24 protein-coding genes, 1 riboswitch and 1 other annotated feature are annotated in these 21,911 nt (G+C 37.9%); of the genes, 17 read left to right on the forward strand and 7 right to left on the reverse strand.

Annotated features, from left to right (window positions below):
• Window positions 1–308, forward strand: a 308-nt coding sequence (locus F7732_RS22230; RefSeq protein ID WP_151576185.1) for an IS3 family transposase, incomplete at its 5' end; no start/stop codon positions are given.
• A 98-nt stretch (window positions 309–406) separates the two neighbouring features.
• On the opposite strand, the gene F7732_RS22235 is transcribed toward F7732_RS22230, so the two are convergent.
• Entirely contained in the window at window positions 407–1,507 is a 1,101-nt protein-coding gene (locus F7732_RS22235) for a metallophosphoesterase (protein ID WP_151576186.1), read from the reverse strand.
• A gap of 249 nt (window positions 1,508–1,756) precedes the next feature.
• On the opposite strand from F7732_RS22235, the gene F7732_RS22240 reads away from it, so the two are divergent.
• The 5 genes from F7732_RS22240 (at window position 1,757) to F7732_RS22260 (ending at window position 5,364) form a co-directional block, all read left to right on the forward strand.
• Entirely contained in the window at window positions 1,757–2,341 is a 585-nt protein-coding gene (locus tag F7732_RS22240) for a hypothetical protein (protein ID WP_151576187.1), read from the forward strand.
• Window positions 2,342–2,766: 425 nt separating this feature from the next.
• Window positions 2,767–3,285, forward strand: coding sequence for a GNAT family N-acetyltransferase (locus tag F7732_RS22245; RefSeq protein ID WP_151576188.1), 519 nt, complete (start codon window positions 2,767–2,769; stop codon window positions 3,283–3,285).
• A 68-nt stretch (window positions 3,286–3,353) separates the two neighbouring features.
• Window positions 3,354–3,752, forward strand: a complete 399-nt coding sequence (locus F7732_RS22250) for a VOC family protein (RefSeq protein ID WP_151576189.1) — start codon at window positions 3,354–3,356, stop codon at window positions 3,750–3,752.
• A gap of 131 nt (window positions 3,753–3,883) precedes the next feature.
• The gene (locus tag F7732_RS22255) at window positions 3,884–4,831 is read left to right on the forward strand and encodes an alpha/beta fold hydrolase (RefSeq protein ID WP_151576190.1); all 948 of its coding nucleotides are present in this window, start codon (window positions 3,884–3,886) and stop codon (window positions 4,829–4,831) included.
• Between the two features lie 50 nt (window positions 4,832–4,881).
• On the forward strand, window positions 4,882–5,364 hold the full coding sequence (locus tag F7732_RS22260; protein ID WP_151576191.1) for a DinB family protein: 483 nt from the start codon (window positions 4,882–4,884) through the stop codon (window positions 5,362–5,364).
• A 705-nt stretch (window positions 5,365–6,069) separates the two neighbouring features.
• On the opposite strand, the gene F7732_RS22270 is transcribed toward F7732_RS22260, so the two are convergent.
• Window positions 6,070–6,879 carry a MerR family transcriptional regulator gene (locus F7732_RS22270; protein ID WP_151576192.1) on the reverse strand — a complete coding sequence of 270 codons (810 nt, stop codon included), beginning with the start codon at window positions 6,877–6,879 and terminating at the stop codon, window positions 6,070–6,072.
• A gap of 90 nt (window positions 6,880–6,969) precedes the next feature.
• Between F7732_RS22270 and F7732_RS22275 the strand changes: the two genes are divergently transcribed.
• Window positions 6,970–8,517 carry an MFS transporter gene (locus tag F7732_RS22275; RefSeq protein ID WP_240056707.1) on the forward strand — a complete coding sequence of 516 codons (1,548 nt, stop codon included), beginning with the start codon at window positions 6,970–6,972 and terminating at the stop codon, window positions 8,515–8,517.
• A 223-nt stretch (window positions 8,518–8,740) separates the two neighbouring features.
• On the opposite strand, the gene F7732_RS22280 is transcribed toward F7732_RS22275, so the two are convergent.
• The gene (locus F7732_RS22280) at window positions 8,741–9,055 is read right to left on the reverse strand and encodes a DMT family transporter (RefSeq protein ID WP_151576193.1); all 315 of its coding nucleotides are present in this window, start codon (window positions 9,053–9,055) and stop codon (window positions 8,741–8,743) included.
• Complete coding sequence (locus F7732_RS22285) at window positions 9,055–9,396, reverse strand: DMT family transporter (RefSeq protein WP_151576194.1); 342 nt, start codon at window positions 9,394–9,396, stop codon at window positions 9,055–9,057. Before F7732_RS22285 ends, F7732_RS22280 begins: the two co-directional genes overlap by 1 nt.
• A gap of 68 nt (window positions 9,397–9,464) precedes the next feature.
• Window positions 9,465–9,562, reverse strand: a riboswitch (guanidine-I (ykkC/yxkD leader).
• 253 nt (window positions 9,563–9,815) lie between these two features.
• Between F7732_RS22285 and F7732_RS22290 the strand changes: the two genes are divergently transcribed.
• From F7732_RS22290 to tyrS, 4 genes are all read left to right on the forward strand, one after another.
• A complete protein-coding gene (locus F7732_RS22290) occupies window positions 9,816–10,433 on the forward strand; it encodes a lysozyme inhibitor LprI family protein (protein ID WP_161598934.1) in 618 nt (205 codons plus the stop codon).
• 241 nt (window positions 10,434–10,674) lie between these two features.
• On the forward strand, window positions 10,675–11,514 hold the full coding sequence (locus F7732_RS22295) for an aldo/keto reductase (RefSeq protein WP_151576196.1): 840 nt from the start codon (window positions 10,675–10,677) through the stop codon (window positions 11,512–11,514).
• Window positions 11,515–11,961: 447 nt separating this feature from the next.
• A complete protein-coding gene (locus F7732_RS22300) occupies window positions 11,962–12,480 on the forward strand; it encodes a MarR family transcriptional regulator (protein WP_151576197.1) in 519 nt (172 codons plus the stop codon).
• Window positions 12,477–12,689, forward strand: a binding site (T-box leader). Its footprint overlaps the gene before it by 4 nt.
• Before the next feature lie 42 nt (window positions 12,690–12,731).
• A complete protein-coding gene (gene tyrS, locus F7732_RS22305; RefSeq protein WP_205068229.1) occupies window positions 12,732–13,973 on the forward strand; it encodes a tyrosine--tRNA ligase in 1,242 nt (413 codons plus the stop codon).
• Window positions 13,974–14,043: 70 nt separating this feature from the next.
• Here the strand turns inward: tyrS and F7732_RS22310 are convergent, their stop codons facing one another.
• Window positions 14,044–15,165 (reverse strand): NADH-dependent flavin oxidoreductase, encoded by a 1,122-nt coding sequence (locus F7732_RS22310; RefSeq protein WP_151576199.1) that lies wholly within the window; start codon window positions 15,163–15,165, stop codon window positions 14,044–14,046.
• A 383-nt stretch (window positions 15,166–15,548) separates the two neighbouring features.
• Between F7732_RS22310 and F7732_RS22315 the strand changes: the two genes are divergently transcribed.
• Complete coding sequence (locus F7732_RS22315) at window positions 15,549–16,877, forward strand: FAD-dependent oxidoreductase (RefSeq protein WP_151576200.1); 1,329 nt, start codon at window positions 15,549–15,551, stop codon at window positions 16,875–16,877.
• A 317-nt stretch (window positions 16,878–17,194) separates the two neighbouring features.
• The gene (locus tag F7732_RS22320; protein WP_151576201.1) at window positions 17,195–17,557 is read left to right on the forward strand and encodes a group I truncated hemoglobin; all 363 of its coding nucleotides are present in this window, start codon (window positions 17,195–17,197) and stop codon (window positions 17,555–17,557) included.
• 69 nt (window positions 17,558–17,626) lie between these two features.
• On the opposite strand, the gene F7732_RS22325 is transcribed toward F7732_RS22320, so the two are convergent.
• Together F7732_RS22325 and F7732_RS22330 are read right to left on the reverse strand one after the other, a co-directional pair.
• Window positions 17,627–18,055 (reverse strand): GNAT family N-acetyltransferase, encoded by a 429-nt coding sequence (locus tag F7732_RS22325; RefSeq protein ID WP_151576207.1) that lies wholly within the window; start codon window positions 18,053–18,055, stop codon window positions 17,627–17,629.
• A gap of 40 nt (window positions 18,056–18,095) precedes the next feature.
• Window positions 18,096–18,992, reverse strand: a complete 897-nt coding sequence (locus F7732_RS22330; RefSeq protein ID WP_151576202.1) for a LysR family transcriptional regulator — start codon at window positions 18,990–18,992, stop codon at window positions 18,096–18,098.
• A gap of 113 nt (window positions 18,993–19,105) precedes the next feature.
• Between F7732_RS22330 and F7732_RS22335 the strand changes: the two genes are divergently transcribed.
• The 4 genes from F7732_RS22335 (at window position 19,106) to F7732_RS22350 (ending at window position 21,792) form a co-directional block, all read left to right on the forward strand.
• Window positions 19,106–19,651: a flavodoxin family protein gene (locus tag F7732_RS22335; protein ID WP_151576203.1), complete on the forward strand. Its 546-nt coding sequence runs from the start codon at window positions 19,106–19,108 to the stop codon at window positions 19,649–19,651.
• A 130-nt stretch (window positions 19,652–19,781) separates the two neighbouring features.
• Complete coding sequence (locus F7732_RS22340) at window positions 19,782–20,297, forward strand: hypothetical protein (RefSeq protein ID WP_151576208.1); 516 nt, start codon at window positions 19,782–19,784, stop codon at window positions 20,295–20,297.
• Between the two features lie 58 nt (window positions 20,298–20,355).
• Window positions 20,356–21,132, forward strand: a complete 777-nt coding sequence (locus F7732_RS22345) for an alpha/beta fold hydrolase (protein WP_151576204.1) — start codon at window positions 20,356–20,358, stop codon at window positions 21,130–21,132.
• Between the two features lie 33 nt (window positions 21,133–21,165).
• A complete protein-coding gene (locus F7732_RS22350; protein WP_420837709.1) occupies window positions 21,166–21,792 on the forward strand; it encodes a DUF3885 domain-containing protein in 627 nt (208 codons plus the stop codon).
• The last annotated feature ends 119 nt before the right edge of the window (window positions 21,793–21,911 follow it).

Raw genomic sequence — 21,911 nt, forward strand, 5'->3', positions numbered from 1 at the left:
ATGAAGTCATTCTCCATTCAGATCAAGGGTGGCATTATCGGACGAGTCAGTACCAGAGAAAATTAAGAGAACATGGGATACGACAAAGTATGTCTCGTAAAGGTAATTGTTTAGATAATGCGGTGATCGAAAATTTCTTTGGCTTATTAAAGTCTGAGCTACTCTACTTACAAGAGTTTGAAAGTATGGAGCATTTTGAGCGTGAATTAGATGAATATATTTATTACTACAATCACAAACGTATGAAGGTAAAATTAAGAGACCTAAGTCCAGTTGAATACCGGACTCAGGTCTTGAAAGTAGCATAATTTTATGTCTAACTTTATTGGGTCAGTTCATTTCCTAAGCATTCGGTTCTATGCGTGTGTTAAATACTTATGTTCTAGCCTCTTTTAAACGGTTTATATTATTGAAACTGAACCTGAATACTGACAATTTCAGCTCTCGTGCCAATCCTTATTGGCGGTCCCCAGAAGCCAAACCCTGATGTAACGACAGAATGCATTTGTTCCTTTTGCAAATGTCCCCAATCATTCTCGAAAATGGAAGCCGTAATAAGGCTGCCCGGGAATACTTGTCCGCGATGGGTGTGCCCTGAAAGCATTAGGTCTACACCTTCCTGCTGTGCGATGTCCAGATCATATGGCTGATGCTCCAGCAAGATTACGGGTTTAGAAGAATCGACTTCTTTCATAAGTGTGTCAAGAGACAGTCTGTCTGGATCTGAATAATCTTTGCGTCCAATCAGCGAAAATTCTTCCTGGATGCTTTCTGTCTCATCATATAGAACTGTGATGCCGCTATCCTCTAATGCTCGTATCAGCTCATCCATTGTTCCTTCATGCTTATCATGATTGCCAAGGGAGGCATACACGCCATATGGTGCTTCAAGCTCAGATAAGATTTGATTGATTTCCTGATCAAGAAATGGCTGAACATCATCATCAAAAAGGTCACCAGGCATTAAGATAATATCTGGTTTTAATTCATTCATCTGTTTTACAAGACGCTCTGCATGATTTTTGCCTGATAATAGACCAAAATGCATGTCTGCTGCCATTGCGATATGCAGAGAATCAAGCGTAGATGAGCGTTTTTCCATTGTCATATCATATGTGCGAACAACAGGACTGTATGTATTAAAAACGCCATATGCTAAAAGAGATAATACCAATCCAAGCGTTAGAGCTCCAGCCCATACTTGCGTCTTTCGTCTCGGCAGCTTAGTTAACCGCAAGACAATGACGGTCAAATGGGCAAGAGGAACCAGTAAGATCAGCAGGTAAAAGCAAGCCATCCAGTAGGCGCCGGCAATATTTAAGAAAGTGATTCCGGACACGCGGCCCAAAACAAATGAAGTGGCTGCCAGCGTGATGACCAAAATATAAATCATTTTAAAACGCCGCGTGGAAGTTTCCGGACGCAGCAATCGATATCCTCTCCAGCCGATATAATAAACAAGCCCGCCGTAAATCAGCAGAGAGAGAAGCATAATAAGAATGAACATATGCAGTATTAGAACTCCTTTTCATATTGTTGTTTTTCAACAAATGGTTATTGTAGGTTAATGGTAGTATTTTTTCAGTATATAAACAAGTTTTAGCTAATCGAAATGCAGTAAAAAAATGTTCTGCATGCAAAAGGAAATACACTGGGAATTCAAGCAGGAAATTTATAACTTATTTGTTGATTTTTAAATTTTGTTATTCTATGATTAGCAGTGCAAGAAGCAAGCTAAAAGGGGAGGAACCCGTTAATGCAAATAACGATTGCCCGTGCGATGACGCGCAAAAAAACGATTAAAGCCCAATTAGATAAAATTACAAAAGACATTTCCCAGCATGGTGCCATTAATAATAAAAGGCTTCACATATTATCTGATGAAAAGAAGGATATCAAAAAGAATCATCAAGAATCGATCGATAAAGTAAAAGCATTATTTCAGCAGTTCTATGATTTAAAAGATAATTACATAAAGTTAACGGTAGCGATTAATAAGGCGAATCTGGAAACCGATATCGTCATTACAGGGAAGACAATGAAAATTGCTGAAGCTCTCGTCTATAAAAATGATATTCAAGCATACTTTGAAAATCTGAAATTTGCTTATCAAAAAGCTGTATCAAAGGCTACTGCTGAAGTCGATCAATTTAATAAAAACATGAAAACAGAAGGACTATCAGAACAAGTGAAAAAAGAGGTTCTGGCAGATGTCCTCTATTTAGTGCCAATCGAAAAAATGGATGAACTTGATGCTTTTTTGGTTGAGTTTATGACTGAAATTGATGGTACACTGAATGAAGTGAATGCAAGAACATTCGTTGAAGTAGATATCGACTAAGATTGATTAACTTTGCTGGTCTATCGCTGTAAACCACTAAATCCAGTCAATCAAATCTGATTGTTTCCCAAAGAGGAAACGCCAAGATAAGTGTTCAGTATTGAGTGCTTAGTAATCAGTGTTTAACTGTTTAGTGTTTAGTCGTAAGTGATTAGTGTTAATGAAATCCTGCCATACAACTTTGAAGGCAACTTCGAGGTCCCCTGACTGTCCTTGTGGTTTGATAGGCAGGCTGGTAGATCAGCAAAGTTTAATACATACTGATTGATTAATAGAGACAATCCTATTAAATTAGGGGTTGTCTTTTTTGTGTTATGCATATAAAGGGATTTAGGAATAAAAAATCGAATGTACTTGCTGAGATGCTGTTTTGTGTTTTGATCATAAAACAGAAATAAAAGAATTTAGTAAGCAGGGATAAAGTTATGAATATAAAAACAAGCAGATTATTAATCCGTCATTTTCATTCAAAAGACTGGCAAGCAGTATATGAATATACATCAGACCGGCAAGTGATGAAATACATACCAGAAGGTGTATTTACAGAAGAAGATGTGAAAGCGTTTATAAATAAGAACCGTGATGGTGAAGCTAAATATTTTCCTGTTGTATTAATGGAGGAGGATCTTCTGATCGGACATATGGTTTTTCATCAATACTTTGGTGAACATACGTATGAAATAGGCTGGGTCTTTAATCCGAAGTATTACAGCAACGGCTATGCTTCTGAAGCAGCTAAAGCCATATTAGAATATGGCTTTGAAAATATGAAACTGCATCGAATAATTGCAACATGCCAGCCAGAAAACATTGCTTCTTATCGCGTTATGGAGAAGATTGGCATGAGAAGGGAAGGCCATTTTAAAAAGTGTATACCAAACGGTTCAGAGTGGTGGGATGAGTATTATTACGCTGTTTTAGCTGAAGAGTGGAATAAAGGTTAACACTGACAAGTTTTCGTGTGAAATCAGGCTGGAATTTTTAGTGGAACTAAAATCTAGGAGGAATTAGGATGAAAGCAAAAATAAATATTATTACACTTGCTGTTCAAAACTTAGAAGTGTCTATCTCTTTTTATAAAGATGGGTTAGGTTTTCCGAAGGAAGGTTTGGTACAAGATGCCGATCATGTCGTTTTTAGTATGGAAGATGACTCTTCATTGGTTCTGTACCTGCGCTCAGCGCTGGAAGACTTTACTGCAGCTGGTACAGCCGCAAGAACGAATGATGTCATTTTGAGTTGTGCTGTGGAGAAGAAAGAAGAAGTGGATTCTATATTAAAAACAGCGATTAAATATGGCGGAACCCTAATGCCTGATCAGCCAAAGGATTATGATTGGGGTTACTCTGGCTATTTTAAAGATCCTGATGGACATATTTGGGAAGCTGTATATTTTCATCAAGGCAGTTGATTCAAGACAGATGTAATGATATAGATTTTCCCATGAAAAGAAGCAATCGAACTGAGCTAGAAGGGAATTATTCCCTCTGTATTGAATAATATCTACCATATATATTATTTGGAACAATATGGAGGAGAAAAATGACTTTAGCAACCATTTTAAGAAATGCTTTAGGTGCAGTTGGGTTCCCATTAACGATTTGGAATCTGGCTGCAGATCGGAAAAATAAAGTGAAGCCGCCTGGACAGATCATTAAAACTAAATTTTCAGAAGTACATGCCATAGTGAGCGGCGAAGGACCTGTTACTGTCATTTTAGAAGCAGGACTTAGTTCAATCTCCATTGACTGGTGTTACATTCAGCCGGAAATTTCTAAGTATGCACGTGTTATATCCTATGACCGAGGCAGCTATGGCTGGAGCAGGACAAATAGGAAAACAATGACCTCTTTAGATAGCGTAGAAGAGATAAAAGATATTCTTCGTGAACTAAAAATCGATCCGCCGTTTATCCTGGTTGGCCACTCTTTTGGAGGTCTTGCAATGCGCCTATTTGCAAGCATGTACCAGGATGAAGTTGCAGGGTTAGTACTAGTGGATGCCGCACATGAAAATCATTATGTCTTAAATCAAGAGAATGAAAAGCGCATCAAGCAATTTAGCAGACTTGTCACATTTGCGCATATCACTTCATTGATTGGAATTCCGCGATTACTGAAACAGAAGATTGGGCGGAAATTTCTTTCGAATGAGTTTGATGCTGCACTAAAATATACCGGCTACACGGTGGGGGCATACCAATCTGTCTACCGTGAATTCAGGGATAGTTCAATATCAGCACAGCAGCTTTTGAATAGCCAGCCTCTGAAGTCAGATCTTCCGGTTATTGTAATCAGTGCAAAAAAACAGCCTGAAAACTGGAGGGTAAATCAGCAGCTTTTAATCAATTTGACTGCTGACACCGAACATATTGAGCTGGATACGGGTCATTCAGTTCATCTGGAAGCTCCTGACATTGTCAATGGTAGTATCCTTAAGATTATAAGAACCAAAAGAATAAATCATAAGCAAAATATGATGACAATTTAGATCAGTTTATCACACAAAAAAGTAACTTCATTTAAAGGAGTATGATTAGGATGTCTCATGCTAAGGATGTTCTGGCAGATCAATTATCAGCAAATGCAAATGATCCCAGCTGGTATGTTTCATTTATAGAATCCACTGCCAACTTAACAGAAGAAGACGCGTTTTGGAAACCAAATGAAGAAAGCAACAGTATTGCTGAAATTGCCCAGCACCTTCTTTATTGGAATGAAACATGGCAAAAGAGATATAAAAAATCACATATGGATGCAGTTCCGCCGCTGCGTGACAATAATGAAAGCTTTGTGATTAAAGAAGATCGATCATTTGCTGACTTAAAAGAGTGCCTTCTAGCGGTTTTGCTGCACTGGCAGGAGCTGCTGACAGAGGAGATAATAGATCAAGAGGTAAATGGCTTCCCTGTTAATGCAAAGTGGTGGGGTATTCTAGGAAACTTGACCACACATAATGCTTCTCATATTGGGCAGATTGTTTATATTCGAAAGCTGCAGAAAAGCTGGGAAACGAATAAGTAATTGAGGATTAATAGAAGCATACCTTTTTTACAGCAGCAGAGTATTATTAGTTGTAAAAATAAAATCTTTTGCTGAGCTAGCAAATACAGGTTCAAAATAAGGAAACTTTCCTTTGAAAAATGTATTGAACGAAAGAAACCGATACAGCTTCAAGAGTCGTCAAGGCAAAACCACAAGTAATCTATCAGGTATTTCTAAATCCGAATTCGCTAGTCAAATGCTCCCGCTCCTAAAGGTATGTCAGTGTCATATCGCAGATTTTGATCCACGTGAAGGGAGAACCTATAAAATGAGCCTCACTTATAAAGAAGAGAAGCAGCTATTATCTGGGAAAACGTTTAAAAACACAGATGTATACCAATGGAATTTATAGAACTTTTTTTAAACAAATAAATTATACAAGTATTTATCTTTGAATCTGAATCTTCGAAGTTTACTGGTAAGATGAGACAAAAATGGATATTTGACTCCATCGCAGAAGACATCAGGATCACGATTTTCTGCAAGAATGTTCTGATAGGGATACGAAAGTAAGTTTATGATATTGGCTTAAGATCAACCTCGAGAAACTAGCTGTCTTAGTTTGCATAAATGTATCAATTACATATCAGAAAGAGGCTATCCTAAATAGGGGGAAGCCTCTATTAGTTTTATTGTATTATCGACAAAGGTGATCTATAACTGGACTAGATTATATGATATATCTTAGATTTCAACTGGTATAATGATCTTTGTAACATATTGATTGCTGTCGTTAACAGAGATGGCGTCCAGGATGTATTCTTCATAACCATAATTTGATATGCTGTATTGATTTTTATCAATATAGGCTAACAAATTTGAGTAGGTTTCCCCAAGGCTTTCATAACTTCCCACATGATACCCTATAACTTGTTTGTTTTCTATCTTTCTATAAACTTTAGATTCGATTGATTCTGAGCTTATTTTAGTGTACAAATACTTGTAAATATCAAAATCCCCTTGTAACAGCTGTTCTTTGCCAATCATCATTCCAATTGAAAAACCCTCATTAAATTTATTGCTGCATACGTGATAAAAATCAGCAATAATTTCAGCTAAATGTTTACTCGAGGAGTCTAAAATTGGCTCACTTAAGTACAAATACTCTTCATTTACTTCCTCTAAAGTGATACTGGAGAAATCAGTTTCATTCGCGGATTCCGTAATAGAGATTTTCTGTTCAATTACCTTTTGAATTCGGATAAGGTTATCGATTTTTTTCTGTAAGGTCACAGATTTTGCACTGAACATTTTCACCATTAACTCTGGAGTAGTATTTTCCATAAAAACTTTTATCTCACTCAGAGACATTTCAATCTCCTTTAATGATTCAATAACGTACATCGTATCAAATTGCTTATAGGAATAATACCTATATCCTTTATTATCCTTATGATGCGGCTTTAGCAAACCGATATCATCGTAGTGGAAAAGGGTTTGTTTTGTCACATTGCACATTCGTGCAAATACGCCTGTTGAAAATAAATGATCCATTCTCTTCACACTCTCCTTGACTATATGGTAACCATATACTTTATATTTTACTGTGTAATATCACTAAATGAAAAGCTCACGGAGGGAAAAATGTCTAAGTCAATATTCTCTATGTCTGTAGAATCAATGTCTGCTAAACAGAGGTGGACGGCTTTAATAGTACTATCGGTAAGTTTATTTGTTGTCATGATGGATATGACCATTCTTATGATGGCTTTGCCTAATCTTGTGAAGGATCTTAATGCTACTTCTGCAGAGCAGCTATGGATTGTCGATATTTATTCACTAGTCTTAGCAGGATTAATTATTACCATGAGTGCCTTGGCTGACAGGTGGGGAAGGAAAAGAACATTGTTAACTGGCTTTTTCATATTTGGCATCGTTTCGCTGCTTGTTGTATTTGCTGATAGCCCGTTAACAGTTATTGCTCTGCGTGCCTTGCTTGGTGCTGCAGCAGCAATGATTATGCCTACAACATTATCTATGATCCGCACCATCTTTCTTGACCCAAAAGAACGGACAACAGCACTTGCTATATGGGCAGCCGTTTCTGCAGTAGGCGGTATTTTAGGCCCAATAATTGGTGGAGCATTATTAGAATATTTTCCATGGCAGGCAACGTTTTTAGTAAATGTACCTTTTGCGGCGCTTGCTGTTGCTGCAGGTCTATTTTTACTGCCAGAGTTTAAGGAAGCTCATCCGCCACGTTTAGATAAACTTGCAACACTGTTATCATTATCAGGTATGGTTTCTCTAGTATGGAGTATTAAACATTTTGCAAAAGAAGGTTTAACAGATGGAGTGTCTTGGCTATCGTTAACAGTAGGTCTCATTTTGCTGCTCTGGTTTGTGATTCGCTGTCTTAAAAGCACTGAACCGTTGCTGGATGTAAGACTGTTTAAGAATAGAGCATTTACGGCAGGCACAATTGCTGCACTAATGTCCATGTTTGGGATGGCAGCGATCATACTATTAATAACACAATGGCTTCAAGTAGTAGAGGGGCTTTCTCCATTAATAGCGGGCATTTATATACTTCCAATGGCTGCTGGATCATTAATCATTTCAATTATTGCCCCAGGACTGGCTGTTCGGATTGGTGCAAGAATGGTTATCGCGGGAGGACTTGCAATAGCAGGTTCTGGATTCTTATGTATGTACTTTTTGGGAGAACCAGTAACATATATAAAGCTAGTACCGACTTTGATTATGCTTGGTGCGGGAATAGGCTCTTTAGCTATCGCTTCGGCAGTTATCATGTCTAGCACCTCACAAGCTAAAGCCGGTAATGCTGCGGCAATTGAAGAGACCATGTATGATTTTGGGAATGTCCTTGGGATCGCTGTTTTGGGAAGTATTTCTGCCTTGTTTTATAGAAGTTATCTGGAAATAGAAAGGTTTACTGGTCAGTCAGTAACAGAATCCTTGGCCTCCTATGCGAATGAATCAGTTATTGGTGCAATTGAAGTATCAGCTCAAACCGGAATAATTGAGTTAGCTGCAAAAGCTCAAACCGCGTATAGCGAATCTCTCGTTGCAACCGGAATAATAGGAGGAATTATTTTAATTTCTTCTGCTATTATGGTATTTTTGCTAATACCTAAATCCTTTGATTTATCAAAGGAAAATCACCACTGAGGCTAGACGAAAGTAAGGGATAAAATGATATAATCTAAATTTGTTTATCCTTAATTTGTGTTTCTTTTATAAACGGATCTTGAATGTTTTGTCGTTATGTAAATAAAAAGAGCCTGTCATCCAAGACATACTTTTGATGGCAGGCTCTTTCTAATGCTCTTTGTAAGAGCTCTGTAAATTGAATCAGATAAGATTAATGGTTAAGTCATAAATTCATTACCTTCTATGAGACAAGTTTTAATCCAATTGCGGCACCTAAAACCATGCCTATAAAAATAAGTCTCCTCCAGTCCTTTGATTCACCATAGAAAATCATGCCTAAAATAGCTCCTCCGGATGCCCCGATCCCTGTCCATATGGCATATGCCGTACCCATGGGAAGAGTTTCCATAGCCAAAGCAAGAAAAATAAAGCTTAATCCAAACCCCAGAAATAATAAGAAGAGCGATTGCCAATTACGATCCTTATGCAGTTTGTTGATCATCGCAACACCCCACATTTCACATAACCCCGCTAAGATTAAAAAAATCCAAGCCATTAAGAGTCACCCTCTTCCTGTACTTTGTTTGTTGTCACTAATTTCAGACCAATAACACCAGCTAATAAAAGTAAAATTAAGAGTACTTTCTCAATCCTAAATGGCTCTCCAAAAAAGAGAATTTCAGATAATGTAGTTCCAGCTGTTCCCAAACCGACAAACACTGCATATACCGTTCCCACGGGAAGCTTTCGCCCAGCCATAATCATTAAATAAAAGCTGATTCCAATCGCAACGAGAGTTCCAGCCCATGCCCAAAAGTCATGTGCATGCTTTAAGCCGATCACCCAAAATACTTCAAAAAAAGCTGCAATAAATACTTTAATCCAGTCTTTATTCATGCAAAAGACACCTCCAATGTTAATATCTCCAAAAAACAAAAAAGCCCAGGAGATAACTGTTACTCAGTTTCTCCCAGGCTTTTATCCTTCCGTGGCACAGCAAGAGCTGTGAGTTTTCTCTCGGACCAGACCAGCTCTAAGCTGCGGAACCCTAGAAAACATTTTTGATATGCAGTTACCTCATATTATACAAAAATTTGGCATGAATTCAAGAATTACCTTTTGGAAAATGGGTGAAAGTTCGAGAAGCTAAAAATTTACGCTGTGCCAAAGCGTTCTGACACAATGATAGAAAGTATTTGGGGCATTTCGAATTCTTTGAATTTGCCATCTTATTGAAATATAATAACAGACAGATGGAATATAAAATGAAGGATGAATTCAGTCACGACGATATTTTTTACAAAAGAGGTTTTAAAATGAAGAGCAAAAGAATATTACTTGTTTTATTTGCATCCTTAGTGATGCTATTAGCAGCCTGCCAGGAGTCATCGGAAGAGACAGGTTCTAATTTAGACACACAATCGGAAGAAAACAGCGGATCAGAACAATCTCCTGAAAATTCCGATCCGGCTGCACCTGATGAACAAGATGAATCTTCTAATGAGGCATCGGACGAAGCTCCTGCTGAAGATCCATCAGATTCTGCTGACAATAGTGATAGCGAAGAACCAGAGAGTAAAAAAGAAGAATACCTTGCGAAGTTAGATGAGATTGATCAAGAGATGACAGAAATGATGGAAAACTCGACGGCTTCCAATACGGTTGAAATGAAAAAAGAAGCTTCAGATCGATGGGAAGCCTGGGATGAAGCACTGAACGAAATATATGCTGTCCTTGAAGAGCAGCTCTCACAAGAAGAAATGGATGCATTAAGGATAGAACAGAGAAGCTGGATTGAGCACAGAGATACAACGGCGAAGGAAGCTTCCTTAAAATATGAAGGAGGCACTCAGGAAAATGTGGAATATACCGCTGTCATGGCAGATGTAACGAGAGAAAGATGCTATGAGCTTGTGAATGAATATATGCAGTAATTGAAGAAACATGGAACCTGTTTAGGCAAGTTCCATGTTTTTTTATATACTGGTAACTTTGCTTGTTGATTGAAAAGGGAGGGAGCAGGGATTCTGCTGCTGGAGGAGGTCCAGTCTTTATATTTTAAGTAAAAATGATGCGAAGTTTAAGCTTTAAAAATTGCATCTCATTACCAATTCTTGATAATATTAATCAGTAAGTAATATTTAGAAACACGAACTATACGTTAGGGGGATGCAAATGCCAGCAAATCTGCAAGATACAACCACATTACATAATGGTGTCAAAATGCCTTGGTTAGGTCTAGGGGTATTTAAAGTTCAAGACGGAGATGAAGTTATTCAAGCCGTTAAAGCTGCCATCAAAAATGGATACAAAAGCATCGACACAGCAGCCATTTATCAAAATGAAGAAGGTGTCGGCCAAGCGATTAAAGAAGCTGGTGTTCCACGTGAAGAACTATTTATTACATCAAAGGTCTGGAACGGTGATCAAGGCTATGAAGAAACATTAAAAGCCTTTGATACAAGCTTAGAAAAATTAGGTTTGGAATACCTGGATTTATACTTAATCCACTGGCCAGTTCCTGCTCAGAACAAATACAAAGAAACATGGAAAGCATTAGAAAAACTATATAAAGATGGACGAGTTCGTGCAATCGGTGTAAGTAACTTCAAAGAGCATCATTTAGAGGACTTGCTTAAGGATGCTGAAATTACACCAATGGTGAACCAGGTTGAGTTCCATCCGCATTTAACTCAAGTAGAATTGCGCGATTTCTGCAAAAAGCATAACATCCAGCTGGAGTCATGGTCACCACTAAAACAAGGCCAGCTTTTAGATGAGCCTACAATCATGAAAATTGCCGAAAAATACGGCAAAACAACAGCACAGGTTATTATCCGCTGGAACCTGCAAAACGAAGTCGTAACCATTCCAAAATCCATTAAAGAAAACCGCATCATCTCAAACGCAGATGTATTTGACTTTGAATTATCTCAAGAAGATGTGGAAATTCTTAACGGACTAAACAAAAGTGAACGTGTTGGATCCGATCCAGACGAAATGAATCGAGTGTAACAAAAAAGGCAGCTTCGGCTGTCTTTTTTTATGCCCGAAAAGAGGAAATAATCGAAAAGTCTATTGAAATGATCGGTAAACCTCCATGATTGACCGAAAGTATCAGGAGATTGATCGAAAAATCCGGGAAATAGATCGAAACATCTTGGGAAATGACCGAAAGGGAGAAATCTCTACTTGGTATCCGGCATAATCGAGTTGGTACCACCCAGATGAGGGGAGATCATGCAGTTTTTTACTTGAAAAGGGGAATGATCGAAAAATCTTTGGAAATGATCGAAACACCTCCATGATTGACCGAAAATATCCAAAGATTGATCGAAAAATCCGGGAAATAGATCGAAAAATCTTGGGAAATGACCGAAGAAATAAAAACTCCTTGCATTCACACCCAACTTTTAGTATTATCGTTTCATAGCTAACGATTAAGAAAATTTGAAGGGAGTGATGTGTATTTATACATTTAATGAGGATGGTCATTTGCTGCAGGAAGAGAAAGATACAATCAGCCGATTGTCTAAAATTCCTCTGGATTCCCTTAATTTAAACGCTGTTTCAGTTGTGACAAACATCTACCGCGTTGCACAGGGCTTAAAGAATGAAATGGAACGAGAAGTGCTTTCTAAGCATGGCCTTTCCTGGACTTCTTTTTCTATCCTGTATGATTTATGGATCTGGAAGTCAGTTGAAACGAAAAAATTAGCAGAATTAAATGCGGTCTCTAAAGCAACGATTAGCAATATTACGAAAACCTTAGAGAAGAAAGAATACTGTTACCGTAAAACGGACCAAAGAGATCGGAGAATAACCTATTTGGCTATTACGGATTCAGGGAAAAAAGTGATTGAAGAACTTTATCCGCAATTTCATCAGGGTGAAGTGAAAATTGCCTCCAGTCTGAGCGAAAATGAGCAAAAAACAGCCGCAGAATTATTAAGACGAATGATACGAGATAATCAATATTAAATGTGATGATAGGAAAAGCAGTAGGATTTATCGTCCTGTTTCAGAGAGTCGATGGTGCTGAGAATCGATACAGTGATAAATCCGAATTACATTCCTTGAGCTTTCTTTTGTATATTTTTATGCAAAAGGACGGACGAGCCGTTGTATCGCAGAGTGGAAGACTGTAATCTTCAAAAAGGGTGGTACCGCGTAAACCATACGTCCCTTTATGAATGTTGCGGTCTTTATTATTTTTTAGGAGGTTAAAAGCAATGGTGAGCAAATTAACGCAAGAACAATTAGCTGAAGTAAAAAGACAAATGAACATCTACACACAAGGTGCAGCAGATATTATTCCAACAGAAGAGCTCGAAATGAAGGTGGCAAAGTCAATTCTGGAAAATCAGCCGCTAAAAATCAAACTAGGTTTAGATCCTTCTGCGCCAGATGTGCATTTAGGTCATACGGTTGTTTTAAACAAATTAAAGCAGTTTCAGGATAACGGGCATATCATTCAGCTGCTGATTGGAGATTTCACAGGTAAAATCGGCGACCCAACCGGCAAGTCGGCTGCCAGAAAACAATTGACTGATGAAGAAGTGAAGCATAATGCAAAGACCTACTTTGAACAATTCGGCAAAATCATGGATATGGAAAAAGTAGAACTGCATTTTAATTCAAAATGGCTTTCTAAGCTGAACTTTGAAGATGTCATCAATCTTGCCGGAAAAATCACTGTCGCAAGGCTGATGGAAAGAGATGACTTTGAAGAACGGATTGCTTTAGGAAAACCGATTTCCCTCCATGAATTCTTTTACCCGTTAATGCAAGGCTACGACTCTGTTGAATTACAGTGTGATATCGAGCTTGGCGGGACAGATCAGCATTTTAATATTCTGATGGGCAGACATTTTCAAGAGAAGTTTGGATTGGAAAAGCAAGTGGCGATGTTAATGCCATTATTAGAAGGACTTGATGGAGCTGAGAAAATGTCAAAGTCAAAGAAAAATTACATTGGCATTGATGAAATGCCACAAGAGATGTACGGTAAAGCCATGTCAATACCAGATGAATTGATGATCAAATACTTTGAGCTTATTACAGACTTCTCTCCAGAAGAAATTGCGAGCATAAAAACGGACATCACATCAGGTTCCCTGCATCCAAGGGATGCGAAAATGCTGCTGAGTAAAACCATCGTAAGAATGTACCATGGTGAGGAGGAAGCTGAAAAAGCAGAAAATCACTTTGTTTCTGTATTCCAGAAAGGAATTTTGCCTGATGAAATTCCTGAAAAAGAGTGGAGCGGCGATCGGAAGCTTTCAATTGTTGACTTGCTATTAGAGCTGCAGTTTTTCCCGTCTAAAAGTGAAGCCCGCCGAATGATCGGCAATCGTGGGGTGAAAGTGAATGGGGAGACAGTTGAAGATTCTGGAATGCAACTGGAGATCATAGAGGGCCTCATTGTACAGGTCGGAAAGCGGAAAATGGTGAAGGTTAAGCTGAAAAAATAAAAACGAGGGATGTGAGTCCCTCGTTTTTTACTCTTTAATTCCTTCTGTCTCTTCAATCCAAAAGGAACATTTATACTCCAGGGAACCAGCCTGGTGTATGAATAATTGCATTCCATAATGGATCTGGAACAACAAGTTCTTTCTGGCGATCTTTATCGATCTCCGTCACAATTTCATCTTCTTTTCCAGCTTCTACCTTTTGTACCCAATCAGGATCGATAATCAGTTCTCTGCCCAATGCTAAAAGCGAAACGCCTGTTGCGAATGCTTTCTTTGCATCCTCTGCGCTATAAATAGAACCAACACCAATTAAAGGTACACGGTTATCGATTTTTTCTAATAAGTAATCAATGCGTGTCTTCGATAGATCTTCCACACCGCGTCTTGGTGTTGAGTGGAAGTCCTGTAGAGAAACATGCAAGTAATCTAAACCCTGATCCGATAATTTATCGACAAGAGCAAGTGTATCATCCATTGTAATACCAGGTGTTTCCGGCTCTTCTGGCGAGAAGCGGTAGCCTACAATAAATGGTGATTTAGCATGTTCTTTTACCACACTTTTTACCTTTTCTACGATAGCTAACGGGAACGTCATTCGTTTTTCCAGGCTGCCGCCAAAGCGATCTTCTCTGCGGTTTGAATGCGGGGAGAAGAATTGCTGAATCAGGTAGCCGTTTGCTCCGTGAATCTCTACTCCATCATAGCCAGCTTCAATTGCGCGGCGAGTTGTTTCACCAAAAGCCTCAATCATTTCTTCCACTTCAGCCTCAGATAGACCGCGAGGAACTGGATTTCCTTCGCCTTCAGATGGAATATTACTCGCACTTACCACATCTCCATTTACTAAATCAGGAGGGCATTGTCTGCCGCCATGGAAGATTTGCAGAATGGCTTTTGCGCCTTGTTCTTTAATGCCTGAAGCTAATTGCTTTAAGCTTGGGATAAAATCATCACTATAGCCAGCAAATTCCCCAGGAAACCCTTGGCCATTTGGCGTTACATTTGTACAAGCCGTAATAACCATGGATACGCCAGATGAGCGGCGTGCATAATATTCTACTTCAGCATCCGTAACAGTTCCATCCTGGTTGGAAGAAAAATTGGTCATTGGTGCCATTACTACACGGTTTTTCAGTGTTATGCCATTTGGCAGCGTAAAAGAAGATAACAGTGAGTTGTTTTCATTAGTCATACTTTTTTAAGCTCCTTAGTTGGTTTTTTAAGACTGTATAGAGGTAATCATATGTAAAATCATTAAAACTGTAAAAGAATCTGCTTGATTAGCATTTCCAATCTGTTGAGTGCTAACCAGCAGAGTGAAGGTGTCTTATCTAGTCATTATGTTCCAGATAAGAATTTTAGTTTTTTTTATTTAAATGGGGACTACTATTATGTAGTGTAATGCTTCAAAAGCCTTATGTGACAAGCTTTTGAATAGTATGTGATAAAAATCACAAAATATGTTGATTATTTCACAAAGATGTCTTATAATGAGTTCATAAGGTTGATTGTGAAATAAATCACAAATTATATGTGAAGTATTTAACAAACATAAACTCTAGGAGGAACACATAAATGAAAATTGCTGTTATTGGATGTACACATGCTGGAACTGCTGCGGTATCAAATATGGTGAAGCTTTACCCAGAAGCTGAGATTACAGTTTATGAAAGAAACGATAATATTTCCTTTTTATCTTGCGGAATTGCCCTGCATGTTAGCGGCGTTGTGAAAGATCCAAACGGTTTATTTTACAGTTCTCCAGAAGAATTGACGGAGTTAGGCGTTAAGATGCTAATGGAGCATGAAGTAGTAGATATTAATGTAGAAGAGAAAAAAATCACAGCAAGAAATCTGACAGAAGACAAAGACGTGACAGACACATTTGATAAGCTTGTCATGACGACTGGATCTTGGCCTGTCATTCCGAAGATTGAAGGCATAAATATGGAGAATGTATTGCTCTGCAAAAACTTCCATCATGCGAACACAATCATTGAAAAGGCGAAGGACGCACAAAATATTGTAGTTGTAGGGGCAGGTTATATTGGGATTGAGCTTGTAGAAGCATTCGAAATGAGTGGGAAAAACGTAACGCTTATTGACGGTGAAACAAGAATCTTAAGCAAATATTTAGATGAATCTTTTACTGAAATTGTTGAAAAGGACTTTACTGACCGCGGTGTTCAGTTAGCGCTGGGTGAAACCGTTAATCGTTTTATCGGGGAAAATGGTAAAGTATCTGCCGTTCAAACAGCGAATGGTCAGTATGAAGCAGATCTTGTAATTCTTTGTATCGGATTTCAGCCGAACACTGGCTTGTTAAAAGGGCAGATTGATATGCTTGCAAACGGCGCGATTAAAGTCGATGAGTATATGCGTACGAGCAATGAAGACGTATTTGCAGCTGGGGACAGCTGTGCGATCCGCTATAACCCAACAGGTGAATATGCTTATATCCCGCTTGCAACAAACGCGGTGAGAATGGGAACCCTGGTAGCTAAAAACTTAGTAAAGCCAACTGTTCGCTACATGGGAACTCAAGGGACATCAGGCATTAAAATATATGATCAAAACATTGCAACTACAGGCTTAACAGAAGCATCAGCTCAACGTATGGGATTAAATGTGAAAAGCGTCACAATCGTAGAGCATGACCGTCCTGAATTTATGCCAACCTATGAAGAGGTGCAGCTGAAGGTTGTGTACGAAGAAGATTCAAAGCGTATTGTAGGAGCACAGGTTATGTCTAAAATCGACGTGACTCAATCAATTAACACATTATCTGTTTGTATCCAGAATAAGATGACAATGGATGAGCTTGGATTTGTGGATTTCTTCTTCCAGCCTCATTACAACAAACCTTGGAATTTCTTGAATCAAGCAGGGCTGCAGGTGATCTAATAGCAGTTTGTTTTGAAAGCCAAGTACGGATATTCCGTGCTTGGCTTTTTTGGTGTGATAGTGGTGGCGGAAATGACTTTGGCGGATAAATGGGCATTTTGGGGAGATGGAGACTTTTAACGGCGGATATCTGCTATTTCATTTACTATGGTCCATATAATTCATGCTGGTTTCTATCGTTTATATATGCTATTCGCTCTCTTTTTTAAAATTCTCCGCTGTTTTTCCACTCTTTTCATTTAATTGCTCTAAAAAAGGAATAACACCTTTAACATTGTGGAAAATGATAGTATAAGAATTTTGATAGGGGTGTTACCATGGAGCAGACTTTATACGAAAAAGTTGGCGGAGAAGAAGCTATTTCAAAGGTAGTAGATTATTTTTATAACGAGCTGGTACTTAAAGATGAGTCAGTCAATCACTATTTCAAACATACTGATATGGAAAAGCAGCGCCAGCATCAGTCAAAGTTTATCAGTTTTGCCTTAGGAGGGCCGAATCAGTATTCCGGAAGATCCATGGCAAAAGCGCATGAAGATATGGATATACAGCCAGCCCATTTTGAAGCGATTGTGAGACATCTTCATGATGCACTTGCACACTTTGGCGTCGAGAAAGAAGATATCAATGAGGCGCTTAAGAAAGTAGCGGCATTAAGAGAGGATATTGTTCATAAATAAGTACCCTTCAAAAAATAAAAAAGGCGGCGGATAAATTTCATTTCCGCAGCCTTTTTTATGCAATTTACATTAAAGCCTCTTTAAAAATACATAGCTAACCTTATCATATTCCATCTTATTTTCATAAAACCGATGTGCATCCTCTCTTTGCAGACCAGAAGAGAGGGAGACGATATTATATCCTTTTTCATTTGCCCAATCATGTACATAGTTTAATAGTTTTTCACCATACCCCTTTGAACGATGAGCGGAATCTGTAACGAGATCACAAACCCATATGGATTTTCCGTTGTATAAAGTGATCATCGGCATAAATCCAGCAAGAGCTGCGATTTTGTTATTTACATATAAGGCAGCTAGTGTATACTGTTCCTTTTCTGCTGCTTCCTCTACTAACTCAAGGTATTGCTCCTCTGTTAAATGAGTTCTTAATTGCTTCATGACGGGATAAGCTTCCTGCCATTCTTTTTGAGTGGTTAGTTCCTTAATGGAATACATCATATATCTGCTCCTCCTTATTGGTTGGATAATAGCCAGCTTAGATCGAACCTTTATATTTCTTGCGAACAATATCTATAAAATCCTCTAAATAAGCAGGGATTACTTTGTCTTTATGCAAAGCAATTTCAGTATATAGTGGACTTAAACCTAGGGGAATTGGCAACTGCAATAGCTGGCCGTTTTTAAGTTCTTTTTCGACAGCCATCTTTGGCAAGAAAGAAACACCGAGTCCAGCAATAACACACTGTTTAATTGTCTCGATGCTGACAAATTCAATTAAGTGTTTAGGATAAATGCCTTCATCATGCATTTTTTTTTCAATTAGTGCCCGGTAAGAACAGCCAGTTTCATTCAGCAGAATGGTCTCTTTTGAGATATCCTCTAGTGATAATGCAGGATGATTGCTTAATTTATGTGCTGGAGAGGCAATAATCACCAATGTTTCTTGTAATAATGTTTCCTTATGAATAGAAGGAAGCTTCTTTGGGGCATCCGTTACAATTGCCATATCCAGACTGCCGGTTTCTAATAAGTTTTTTGCGATCTCGCTTGTATGAACAGGCTTAAATATTAATTTTACATGAGGATGCAGCTGTTTAAATCTCTGCAGAACACCAGGCAAACGATATGTACATTGGCTTTCTTGTGCTCCAATGGTTAAGACAATGTTACTCTCATTTTCCAATGAAACTGCAAAGCGCATTTCTTCACCGAGTTTGATCATTTTTTCAGCGTATTGATATAACTGAATTCCTGCTTCTGTCAGATAAATTCGTTTGCCCAGCCGTTCAAATAAAGTGGTGTCCAGTTCTTCTTCTAAGGATTTAATTTGTGCTGTAATACTTGATTGGGCATAATCTAATATCTTGGCTGTTTGTGTAAAATTTAATGTTCTTGCTGCGGTCAAAAATGTTTGTAAATGCTTTGTATCCATTTACTCACCTCTAAATCGGAAAAATCTATTGATGTAATCGATTTATTCATCTTTATTGATTAATAAGGAAATTATATACTTTTTATAAAATATAACATAGGAGGAGTAAAAAAATGAAGATTGTATCAATTGTTGGCAGTACAAGGAAAGGCGGCAACACGGAACAATTAACAGATCTTATTCTTAAAGGAATCGAACATCAAAAAATATATGCTAGTGACTTACATATTAAACCAATTGAAGATTTGCGTCATTCAGAGTGCGGTTTTCAGACAGTTAATGATGATTATCATAAAGTGATCAATGCATTATTGACAAGTGATATTGTCATCTTTGGAACACCAATCTACTGGTACAGCATGACAGGTACTATGAAAAATATATTTGATCGGCTAAGTCATGCAATTCGCGATAAGCGATATCCTCACTTAAAGGAGCATTTAAAAAAACTTCAAGCAATCGCAGTAATAGTAGGCGGTGACGATCCGCGGATTAAGGGGATACCTCTTATTCAGCAGTTTCAATATACATTTGAATTCTTAAACATGCCTTTTCCAGCTTATATTATTGGAGAAGCGAATAAACCAGGTGAGATTTTGAAAGATTCCCGTGCTTTAACGGAAGCATCTTGGCTGAATGATTTTTTAAAGTCAAAGTGAAGATATGTATTTACCCTGTGAGAAAACATTTTGGTGGAATCTGAATCCTAAATAAATTACAAATTATTTTCCTTTTGTTATCATAATATTGTAAATTTATGTTAAAGGAGGGCGGACTATGAATTTTGTCATGAAATTTGGCGATACGAATTTTATAGGAGTGGCAGATACAGAAGAATATAAGTCGTTTGTCAGTGAAGATTGGCATGTTGATGATTTACTCTTTAAGCATATTGCCAAAGAAATGAGAAATGGACATATCCTCTTTTTTCAAATGACAGCAGAGGGAATTGAGCACTCTTGGAATGTTGAGGTATTAATTGATTCAGAAGAAGAGAATATTGAACAATCTTGTTTCCGTAAAGCATCGGGTTTTATCAAAGTGACACACGAGCGGCTGTTCTTAGTTGATTATGATTGCATTACGATGGCAGCACAATTTGAACAGCATAAAGTGCCAGACCGAAATTGCTCTCAATATAGGATTGAAATTCCTAATGGAGATTATCAGGTTGAAGTTTTTCAATATTATAATGTTGATGATGATGAATATACTGGCACCAATCAAAAGGATATACTGCTGCATTTTCGTAAAGCAGATCAATTCCAAGATATTGCAGATAAGACTTTTTGGTATACATATTAAGTTGAAAAACCTGGTGAAATAGTAGGGAAAACCAATTTATCCCGGGGGGAGAAATAAATTGTACTATAAAGAATACGGTGCAGCACATTCGAAAATGATTGTTTTTATTCACGGTGGCGGAGTCAGCGGCTGGATGTGGGATCAGCAGGTAGCTTATTTTTCCCAGCGTTATCACTGTTTGGTTCCAGATCTACCCGAGCATGGAAAGAGCAGAGGAGATGGGTTGAAATTTTCTATTGATACTGCAGCAGATCAGCTGATTGAATTGATTGAAGAAAAAAGAAAAGGAAGAACGGTGGCAGCTGTTGGGTTTTCTCTAGGATCACAAGTGTTGATATCTATGCTGGGGAAAAAGGAAGGTCTAATTCAATATGCAATGATTAATAGTGCTTTGGTCAAGCAAATTCCTTTTGCCACCATGCTGAATAAAAGCATGATCATGGCTTTGCCACTGGTAAAGAATCGAACATTTGCTAAAGCACAAGCTAAAGCGCTTGATATAAGTGATAAGTATTTTAATGAGTATTACCAGGAAACACTTCAGATTAATAAACATGCTTTTTTGCGAGTCATGAATGATAACGCCACATTTACGATCCCTTCATCGTTCCATACATATCCGCACAAAATATTAGCTACGGTTGGTGAAAAAGAGAAAAAAATAATGAAGGATTCAATGAAAGAGATGACACACAGCAATCCGAATGTTCAGGGAATTATTTTTCCTAAGGTTGGCCATTCAGCTCCTTTGTCTGTTCCTGATCTTTTTAATAGACTTTTAGAAGATTGGATGGAAAATGATACGATAATAGATGTAAAAAAAGAAGAAAATTAGAAATGAGGCTATTAGATGCAAGTTGACCAATTCATGGAATCAAATTTTTCTGGTTTATCACTGAGACCGCCGCTTTTTTACAATTGGGATGTTGGCATCCGATTTGAATTAGGGGTGGATTATGATTTTGACAACATTTATGAAAATTGTCCATATATAAGAGGTGTGTATGACAGAGCAATCACTTTGTTTAAGAAAGTACATTCTCCGGCAGATGATTTATTTATGGTAGTGGACGTACATGATTATGCTGACGGCGAAGTGTTTAAGCGGAAATTAAATACTTTTTCTAAATATATAAAAAAGAAATCTGTTTTGTATAAGTTACAGGAGAATACAATTCCTTTTGTTTACCCGGAAGATGATGAAGATGGGGAATATAAGACCCATCGTTTTACGTTAAAATGTAAAGCTGCAGATATAGCTTACATTCCTTTGTTAAAGGCGATCTGCAATCAGGATATGGCATTACAGCCAAAAATATTTCATTATGTTTATTTTATTAATATTACGAAAAAAACAATCTTTCACGTTTATGATGATCGCGGCTGTGATCTGCTTGCAGCAAGTCCAGAAACCATTCGGGGCATCTTTGAAAGCTATAATGAATGGATTTTAGATTATGATCGGGAGAAAATTGATCAGGTTTTTGCAGAATGAGGCTGGGACATAAGTAACTAACACACCTATTGAACCGAATGGTAAGGAAGGTCATCTTTCTAATCATTCGGTTTTTTATTTATAATTATAAAATATATTTTATTTACATGAGTGAAATG

The organism is Bacillus mesophilum (genome assembly GCF_008923265.1).
GTDB lineage: Bacteria > Bacillota > Bacilli > Bacillales > Cytobacillaceae > Cytobacillus > Cytobacillus mesophilum.